A 1,943-nucleotide genomic window follows, 5' to 3' on the forward strand; every position below is an offset into this window, starting at 1 on the left:
CCAGGAGCTGCTCGAGCTCATCCACGGCCTCGGCGAGTTCATCACCGGTGCGGAAGATGCCCACCTTGTCGATCATGATCTCCTCCATGCGCTTGCGGATGGCCACGACACTCTCGGTGCCTGGCGTCTTCATCAGGTCATCCAGCTTGCCCTGCTCGCGTTGGAGGAAGTCGCGTATCAGGGCGGTAGAGATATCGATGTCGCTGGCATCCGAGGCGCAGAAGTCGGCGATGTATTCCGAGACGATCATGCCCGAGACCACCGTCTCGGCCACCGAATTGCCCCCCAGGCGGTTGAAGCCGTGCAGGTCCCAGCAGGCCGATTCACCGCAGGCGAAGAGCCCCTTGAGGGTCGTGCTCTCTCCCGTATGGTCGGTGCGGATCCCGCCCATGGAGTAATGCTGGGTCGGCCGAACCGGGATCCAGTCCACGGCGGGGTCGATACCCAGGAAGTAGCGGCAGATGTCGGCGACCTCACGCAGGTTCTTCTCCACGTGGGCACGGCCGAGCACGCTGATGTCCAGCCAGAGATGATCGCCGTAGGGCGACTTCACGCCCTTGCCCTTGCGGATATGCTCGGTCATGCGCCGTGACACCACGTCCCGCGAGGCCAGCTCCTTCTTTTCCGGCTCGTAGTCGGGCATGAAACGATACCCGTCCACGTCGCGCAGGATACCACCATCGCCCCGGCAGCCCTCGGTGGTGAGGATGCCGGCGGGAACGATGGCAGTGGGATGGAACTGGACCGCCTCCATGTTGCCCAGAGCGGCCCGGCCGGTTTCCAGGGCCAGGGCCAGGCCGGTGCCCTCGCAGATGATGCCATTGGTCGAGACCTTGTAGATGCGTCCGTAACCCCCGGTGGCGATGGTGGTGGCCCGGGAGACGAAGGCGGTCAGCTCGCCGGTGACCAGGTCGCGAACGATGGCACCATAGCAGTGGCCGGCGTCATGGATCAGCGCCAGGGCCTCCATCCGCTCCATCACCGGGATGCCGTTGGCGATGGTCTGGTCCCCTAGGGTGAACAACATGGCATGGCCGGTTCCGTCGGAGGTATAGCAGGTCCGCCATTTCTTGGTGCCGCCGAAATCCCGGGCGGTGATCAGGCCGTGGGCCGCGTCGCTCTCGGTGATCACCACCCGCTCGGCATTGATCACGCTCTCGCGATCGCCCTTCTGCACACGGTTCCAGGGCACCCCCCAATCGGCCAGTTCGCGGATGGCCTTGGGCGCGACATGGGCGAACATCCGGACCACTAGCTGATCGGCGCCCCAGTCGCTGCCCCGGACCGTGTCACCGAAATGCACGTCCTCGTTGTCGCCCCGCCCCATGGCATTGTTGCCCAGGCTGGCCTGCATGCCACCCTGGGCAGCGGCCGAATGCGAGCGCTTGGCCGGCACCAGGCTGAGCACGATCACATCCAGGCCGCGACGCTTGACGCCGATGGCGGTTCTCATCCCGGCCAGGCCACCGCCGATGATCAGTACGTCGGTATAGACCAGTTTCATGACACTACTCCGACCGGCCGGGCAGGCATCATCGAATGCTTCGATGGCGTCACGGGCTGTCCATAATGATCCGCCTGGGTGATGCCGATCTTGATGAAGGCGGCCAGCGATGCCAGCCCGAGCGCCAGGAAGAAGACCGTGATCACCCACTTGGCACGCTTGAGGTTCCTGCGACTCTCGACGGCATTGCGGCCTGAGAACAAGCCCCACTTGACCGCCAAGCGGTAGAGCCCAATGGAACCATGCAACTCCACGGCCAGCAGCAGGAGAAGATAGAGCGGCCACATCCACTCGGATACCACCCGGTTGGCAGAGCCATAGGCGCCGATGGTGTCGGGGCGGGTCATCATGATGTAGAGGTGGACCGAGCCGAGAAAGAACATGGCAAATCCGGTATAGACCTGGACGAACCAGAGGGTCGTATCCTCATGGCCACCAG

2 protein-coding genes are annotated in these 1,943 nt (G+C 64.0%); both read right to left on the reverse strand.

Annotated elements, in window-relative coordinates:
• Positions 1-1,504, reverse strand: a 1,504-nt coding sequence (locus tag ACESMD_RS11085) for a fumarate reductase flavoprotein subunit (protein WP_372613115.1), incomplete at its 3' end; no start/stop codon positions are given.
• Positions 1,501-1,943: fumarate reductase cytochrome b subunit (locus ACESMD_RS11090; RefSeq protein WP_372613117.1), on the reverse strand; the 443-nt coding region annotated here is incomplete at its 5' end. The genes ACESMD_RS11090 and ACESMD_RS11085, both read right to left, overlap by 4 nt.

Source organism: Halomonas sp. (assembly GCF_041689495.1).
Classification (GTDB): domain Bacteria; phylum Pseudomonadota; class Gammaproteobacteria; order Pseudomonadales; family Halomonadaceae; genus Halomonas.